Consider the following 6,000-nt stretch of genomic DNA (forward strand, 5'->3'; position numbering starts at 1 on the left):
GAATATAAAATGAAAGAGTTGCTATCCGAGACCGTCAACTTCAGCGCCGAGATTGCCGCAATCAAGCAGAAATTCGGCCCCACATATCACAGGGAGCCAAAGGCAATAGAAGAGGCCGCGCAGCTTTGGGGCTTAAAGTGCAACCCGCAAGGCGTTATCTACTCTGCCGCCGAAGATATCAAGATTGAGCATAAGGGCTACTCCGCAGCCATTCGACTGTACGGGACAGGCAAGGGCTACTGGCATGTCTCACTCAGCCTGATCACGCCCCAATCCGGCTTTGGCACCCCGGCAACTGTCTGGGGCTGCACCGCGTTTACGAACGCCTTGGCGGCCCGCAAATGGGGATTAGCCCGCCTGTTGCAACACTGCCGGGGAAGCGCGGAAAGCCGTGGCGCTGACGCCCGGCTGGCCGTTTTCCTCACAAAACTGGAAGCCGAACGCACTCCCCAGCTTGCCCTCTTCTAGTCTGGCAGAAAATTCGCGGCTAGCCTGATGGCCAGCCGCGACGGGCTAGAGACCGGGCGGGCGAACCGCCAGCTCGTTCTCGATATTGCGGATCGACGCCAGCACCTCGCGCCGCTCTTGCGAGCTGCGGGGGGCGGCGGCGAAAGCCAGCAAGGCCTCTCCGAGCAGACCGTGCAATGCGCCGGTGCTGAGAGATGCTGCTTCGAAGCGTGAGACGAGTTTCATCGTGTCCTCCTTTGGCTTCAAGGAGGCCCCGAACCATCCAGGGCCTTTCGGCCCGGCACACACATCATCGGCCTAGCAAAGGCGCTGATGGTTCGAGGGTTGGATTGAAGCTATGAAAGGAGGGCGCGCAGGAAACGCGGCGGCGGTTTGCAGCGGTGTCTCTTCAAAGCACGGCGGCATGGATTGAGAACTGATCGAAGAGGCGCTGGATTTTGCCGCTACCCGCCCCGCTGCGACGCAGACGCGGCGCGGATGATGGTCATCGATACGGATTTTGAGAACGCGCTGGGGCGTACGACGGGTCCTTGGCTCGATGTGGATGGCCTAAAAGGCAGCCAGCCGCGCAATTTTCTGCCCTGAGCCGACGATCCCCCTGATTGAGGTTGTTTTGCATGAGGCCGCAGCCCCTCCAATTTTCGTTACTGGCTGTACGCGGCCTCCGTGATCTTGCCGTGCCGCAGGCCGAGATAGGTCGCCCAACTCGCCATCAACACGCCCAACATCAGGAACAGGACGTCCCGGTCATTCTCGCGCGGAAGATCGGTGCGTTTGGCGATCTGGGTGATCGCCGCCGTGAAACTCTCCAGCCAACAGCTTGAGAGCCTCTTAAATTTCCGGCACATCTCTGGGCCGATCAGCTCTGGTGTTTCTTCGTACTCCGGCGCGTAGGCGGCATTCCAGGCACATAGGGCATTGGCGAAAACATGTTCCCAGGCCTCGCGAAGCTCCTTCTTGAAGGCATCCGGGTCAGTGACTCCGCTCATATCGAATATCTTTTCGTCGTCTACTGTGGCCTGTAGCATCACGAGAAGGTCGTTGACCTCGGTTGTCATAGTTTTTTCCTGAGTTAGCGGCGGTTTCTCGCCAGTTGGTGTTACGGATCGAAACTGCGCCTGCGGCGGTGACGGTCTTCGCGGCCCCGCCTGCGGATTTCCGCTTCTTCTTCCTGTTCACGCTTTCGGCCCCGCTCATGGTCGCGATCTTCACGCCCCAGCGTCCGGTAGCGCTCAATATCCCCCCGCAACCGCAGCAGGTCTTCCTGCGCCATCGCCCGTTGCGCCCTCACGTCGCGCTGCAAAGCCTGCCGTTCTTCGATCTGGTGGAACACGAGCGCGTCTTTTTCCGCCCGGTCGCGCTGCCAGGCTTGCAGGGTTTCGCGCTCGTTCTGCGCCTTAACCTTGCCGTAGCGCCCGGTCAGGCGGTGCCAGATGCCGGAGAACCCGCGCGGCAGGCGCTGCGCCCGCTCTTTGGTTTCGGCCTGCCAGCGCCGTTCGTGCGCGGCGCTGAGCTTCTGCCGCTCTTCCTGGTGGCGGGCGACGATTTCGCTCTTACGGAATGCGATGGTTGCAAGCCGCCGTTTGGCGTCGCGCTCCACCTCCTGGATGTAAGCCTCGATCTTCCGGGTCATGCCGCGCGCGATCCCGGCCTTCACCTCCTGGACCGATTGCAGCGCCGCCGGATCGCCGAGGCGCGCCTCCAGGTCCTTTGTCTTCGCCGCCGCCGCGCGTGACAGCGAATAAACCTCGCCCCGGTAATCGACGGCGACGAAGCCCCGCCGGTCGCCTTTGGCGAGCCAGAAACCACGCTCCTTCAGCGCCTGCTCAAAACTGGCCTTGCTGTCCGATGCCGCCCAGCATTGCCGGATGACCGCCTTGATTTCGCGCGGATCGAGCCCGGCGCGCTTGGCCTGTTCCCATTCTTCGCGCGTGAAACTGAGCGGATCGCGCAGGCTTCGGTCCTGGAGCCCGCGCGGCATATCCCACCCGTGCTCCAGGTAAAGCTGGCGCGACAGGTCGCGCAGCTTGATCTTGTAGTGGGGCAGGTTGATCGCGCGCATGCGGCCTGCGTCGATCCGCGACCAGACGACATGGGCATGCCGCCGCCCGTCCTTCTCATGAAAGACGACGGCGCGCGGCTGGTTCTCCAGGCCGAGCTTGCGCTCGATCTCCTCAATCGCCTGCTCGAACGCGTCGACGCCGACAGTCTCGCCCTGGGGTGGGTTCAGGCTCATCGAAAACAGGTACTTCTGGCAGCGCGTCCCCGTGGCGATGGCGTCCGCCTCGCTGAAAGCCCCCGGCAGGTCGTCGCAGGCAAAGCCGCGTACCTCGTGCAGCTCGACATGATCGTTGTCGCGTTGCGCCAGCAGGTAGCGGGCGAGTTGCGCGGCATCGCCGCGCTCCTTGCCCTTCAGGATCACGGCCCGTCCCCCGGCATCTTGCCGAGCGCCCGCAGCAGGTCCGCCCGCATCGCGGCCACGTCGCGACAGGCCTGCTTGAGATCGGCTTCCGTTTCCGGCGTGACGGGAAGCGAGCCGGTATGCACCGCCCTGGCAAGCTGATTGAGGTTCGCGGAAAGCCGCGACTGCCCCAAAGCGCCCAGGACCCGCCCGAGGGACTCATGATCCTTCACCGGGCTCGCGCCGCGCCGCTTGCGCGGCGAAGCCTCATCCCCGAACAGCCGGTCCCGGATATAGGCCCCAACCGGCTTGCGGCCCGCATCGGCCAGCAGCCGCGCCCGCTCCTCATGCGTCAGCCGCAGAGAGAACGGCGCAGGGTACTTGCCCTTGCCCTCGGTTTTGGAGGCTAACCTATTGAAATCATGCAGAAGGCTGGTCATGGCCGCACCGCAAGCCCTCAGGGCCTAGCTGTGCGAGATGGCGCTCCCATTCATCCAGCACCTCGAAAAGAGAGTTCGAACTTTCTCCGTCGAGGTGCGCCATCTCGCAATTGTTGATGGAAAATCCGCCTAAGGCCTTGAATGGAAATGCCAAATTCGGGGTTCGAAGTCCCTGTTTCCGGCAGTAGGCGACAGGCTCCAAAAAGGCGAGCCGAAGCACCGTTCTCTTGCCGATCAGATCGGTAGTTTTCCAAATATCCCAAGGACTTGAGAGAAACCGCAGGGCGAGTTCGAACGACTCTTCCAGGGTAAGCCTCGGCTTGCCGTTCGCGGCGAGCCGTTCCTCGGCGACCGCCTTCTCACGCTCCAGCCTGGAAATCCGCTTCTCATAGGCGGCGATTACCGACGCGTTGCCCGATTCGACAATGCGGTCGAGCAGGGTCTCGATCTGTTTTTCGAGCCCGGCGATATTCGCCTTTAGCATCTTCCCCGCCTGGTTCGCCTGGGCGATGCGCATGTCCCAGGGGTCCTTGAACATGGCGCGGACAAGCCCGAACAGCGTCTCGGATGGCTGAAGCCCCTGCAGGACGCCCTCGAATGCGCCCTCGATCTCCTCGCGCTTCACCGACTTGCGGTAGCTCGCGCAGCCCTTCGTCGGGCACAGATAGTACGGATGTCTTTTGCCAGTATGGCTCTTTGACCAGCAGGCCGAGAGCGGCTTGTCGCAGTCGGCGCAGAGGATGAAGCCCCGCAGCGGAGAATCGGCATTGATATCCTTGCGCGCCGGAGCTTTGGCCGTGCTTTTCAGCCACGCCTGGATCTTTTCGAAGGTCTCGAAGCTGATGAGCCCTTCGTGTTTCCCCTTGCGCAGGCCGATCCCCCAATTCGGTGCCTGAACATACCCGGCGTAAACAGGACGCGTCAGCATTTCGAAGATCCGTTGATTCCGGATCTCGCCGTTCGGCAGGTCCTTCGGGAACGTCGGCTGGCGCTCCAGAAAGCGCTTCACTTCCACTGGTGCGGCGAAGCGGCCCGAGGCATAGCCTTCCAGCGCCTCTTGCAAAGCCGAAGCGTTCGGCTCGTCCCGGACGAGCAGCTTCCCATTCCCGCTCGACCGTTCGTAGCGGTAGCCGACCGGGGCCTGAAACACCCAATAGCCGTTCTGGACCCGCGCGCGCATACGGTTGACGGTCTGCTCGCCATTCTTCTGGCGCTGGTGCTGTGACACCGATGCCAGCAGGTTCTCGACGAGCTGGGAGTCCGAGTCCTCTTTGAATTCGACGGATGGGCTGACGAGGACGCCGCCAGCCTCCATGATTTTCATCCGCAGCTCGAAATGCGCCATCAGCCCGCGCGCAAGGCGGCTGATATCGTCGATTATGACGGCGTGCGATCCGCCGGGCTGCCCGCTCAGATAGTCGAGCATCGCCTGCATGCCGGGCCGCGAGGTCAGGCTTCCCGACGTATCGTCGCGGAAGACCTGCGCAACCTCGTTGACGTTGCCCCCTGAAGTGTCCTCGGTCTGAACTGGACTCCGTCGGAAGGAGACGGAGATGAAGAAGAGTCGCTTCAGTGAGGAGCAGATCATCGCGGTGCTGAAGGAGCATTCGGCGGGGATCGGCGTGACAGAGCTGTGCCGCAAGCACGGGATCAGCGATGCGACCTTCTACACCTGGCGCAAGCGTTACGGCGGCATGGAGGTCTCGGACGCTAGGCGACTGAAGGCGCTGGAGGATGAGAACGCTCGCCTCAAGAAGCTTCTCGCCGAACAGATGCTCGATGTCGCGACGCTGAAAGACGCTCTGGGACAAAACTTCTGACGCCCGGCGCGCGGAGAGGCTTCGTGAGCTGGGCTATTGAGACGAAGGGATATTCCCAGCGGCGCGCCTGTGCGCTGATCGGGATGCATCCCAGGACCTACCTCTACCAGTCGCAGCGGTCGGACGACGCGGCCATGCGCGAACGGCTGAAGGCGCTAGCGAACGAGCGGCGCCGGTTCGGCTATCGGCGGCTGCACATCCTGTTGCGACGCGAAGGCATCGAGGTGAACCACAAGAAGCTGTTCCGCGTGTATCGGGAGGAACGGCTGACCGTGCGGCGCCGGGGCGGCCGCAAACGTGCGATCGGAACACGCTCGCCGATGACGCTGCCGCAGGGACCGAACCAGCGCTGGAGCCTCGACTTCGTCTCCGACCAACTCAGCGACGGGCGTCGCTTCCGTGTGCTGGTCGTGGTCGATGACTTCACCCGCGAGTGTCTGGCGCTGGTCGTCGACACGTCCTTGTCGGGCGCCCGGGTGGCGCGAGAGCTCGACAGCCTCATCGCCCAGCGTGGCAAACCGCTGATGGTCGTTAGCGACAACGGCACGGAACTGACCTCCCGCGCCATCCTCGAATGGCAGGAGGATCGCCGCGTCGAGTGGCATTACATTGCCCCCGGCAAGCCGATGCAGAACGGGTTCGTCGAGAGCCTGAATGGCCGGTTCCGAGACGAGTGCCTGAACGAGCACCTCTTCCGCAGCCTGCCGGCTGCTCGCCGCCTCATCGAGGAATGGCGGGCCGACTACAATCACGACCGCCCGCACACCAGCCTCGGCGGCCTCACCCCGAACGAGTTTGCAACCCGGTCCCGACAGGACCACAACACGAACAGAGTCCAGCTATGAGCGGGGACACTTCGGGGGCAACGTCA

The 6,000-nt window shown here is 62.9% G+C and carries 7 protein-coding genes; 2 read left to right on the forward strand and 5 right to left on the reverse strand.

Annotated elements, in window-relative coordinates; translation table 11 throughout:
• Window positions 1-9: 9 nt before the first annotated feature.
• Complete coding sequence (locus L1787_RS05500; protein ID WP_235707529.1) at window positions 10-468, forward strand: hypothetical protein; 459 nt, start codon at window positions 10-12, stop codon at window positions 466-468.
• A gap of 45 nt (window positions 469-513) precedes the next feature.
• On the opposite strand, the gene L1787_RS05505 is transcribed toward L1787_RS05500, so the two are convergent.
• From L1787_RS05505 to L1787_RS05525, 5 genes are all read right to left on the reverse strand, one after another.
• A complete protein-coding gene (locus L1787_RS05505) occupies window positions 514-693 on the reverse strand; it encodes a hypothetical protein (RefSeq protein ID WP_235707530.1) in 180 nt (59 codons plus the stop codon).
• Window positions 694-1,112: 419 nt separating this feature from the next.
• The gene (locus tag L1787_RS05510) at window positions 1,113-1,526 is read right to left on the reverse strand and encodes a hypothetical protein (RefSeq protein WP_235707531.1); all 414 of its coding nucleotides are present in this window, start codon (window positions 1,524-1,526) and stop codon (window positions 1,113-1,115) included.
• Between the two features lie 41 nt (window positions 1,527-1,567).
• Window positions 1,568-2,890: a relaxase/mobilization nuclease domain-containing protein gene (locus tag L1787_RS05515; protein ID WP_235707544.1), complete on the reverse strand. Its 1,323-nt coding sequence runs from the start codon at window positions 2,888-2,890 to the stop codon at window positions 1,568-1,570.
• The gene (locus L1787_RS05520; RefSeq protein ID WP_235707550.1) at window positions 2,887-3,309 is read right to left on the reverse strand and encodes a hypothetical protein; all 423 of its coding nucleotides are present in this window, start codon (window positions 3,307-3,309) and stop codon (window positions 2,887-2,889) included. Before L1787_RS05520 ends, L1787_RS05515 begins: the two co-directional genes overlap by 4 nt.
• Window positions 3,290-4,897: a recombinase family protein gene (locus L1787_RS05525; protein WP_255720263.1), complete on the reverse strand. Its 1,608-nt coding sequence runs from the start codon at window positions 4,895-4,897 to the stop codon at window positions 3,290-3,292. The genes L1787_RS05520 and L1787_RS05525 overlap by 20 nt, the downstream gene beginning before the upstream one ends.
• Here L1787_RS05525 and L1787_RS05530 point away from each other — a divergent pair.
• A protein-coding gene (locus tag L1787_RS05530; protein WP_235706437.1) for an IS3 family transposase occupies window positions 4,863-5,974 on the forward strand; the annotation gives its coding sequence in 2 pieces (ribosomal slippage) (window positions 4,863-5,118 and window positions 5,118-5,974; 1,113 coding nt in all). The genes L1787_RS05525 and L1787_RS05530 overlap by 35 nt on opposite strands.
• Window positions 5,975-6,000 lie beyond the last annotated feature (26 nt).

It is taken from the genome of Acuticoccus kalidii, assembly GCF_021556395.1.
Taxonomy (GTDB): domain Bacteria; phylum Pseudomonadota; class Alphaproteobacteria; order Rhizobiales; family Amorphaceae; genus Acuticoccus; species Acuticoccus kalidii.

What these genes read in the sequence shown, in the direction of transcription:
- L1787_RS05500 (WP_235707529.1), top strand. Translation starts at nt 10, where the DNA reads ATGAAAGAGTTGCTATCCGAGACCGTCAACTTCAGCGCCGAGATTGCC.
- L1787_RS05505 (WP_235707530.1), bottom strand. Translation starts at nt 693, where the DNA reads ATGAAACTCGTCTCACGCTTCGAAGCAGCATCTCTCAGCACCGGCGCA.
- L1787_RS05510 (WP_235707531.1), bottom strand. Translation starts at nt 1,526, where the DNA reads ATGACAACCGAGGTCAACGACCTTCTCGTGATGCTACAGGCCACAGTA.
- L1787_RS05520 (WP_235707550.1), bottom strand. Translation starts at nt 3,309, where the DNA reads ATGACCAGCCTTCTGCATGATTTCAATAGGTTAGCCTCCAAAACCGAG.
- L1787_RS05525 (WP_255720263.1), bottom strand. Translation starts at nt 4,897, where the DNA reads ATGATCTGCTCCTCACTGAAGCGACTCTTCTTCATCTCCGTCTCCTTC.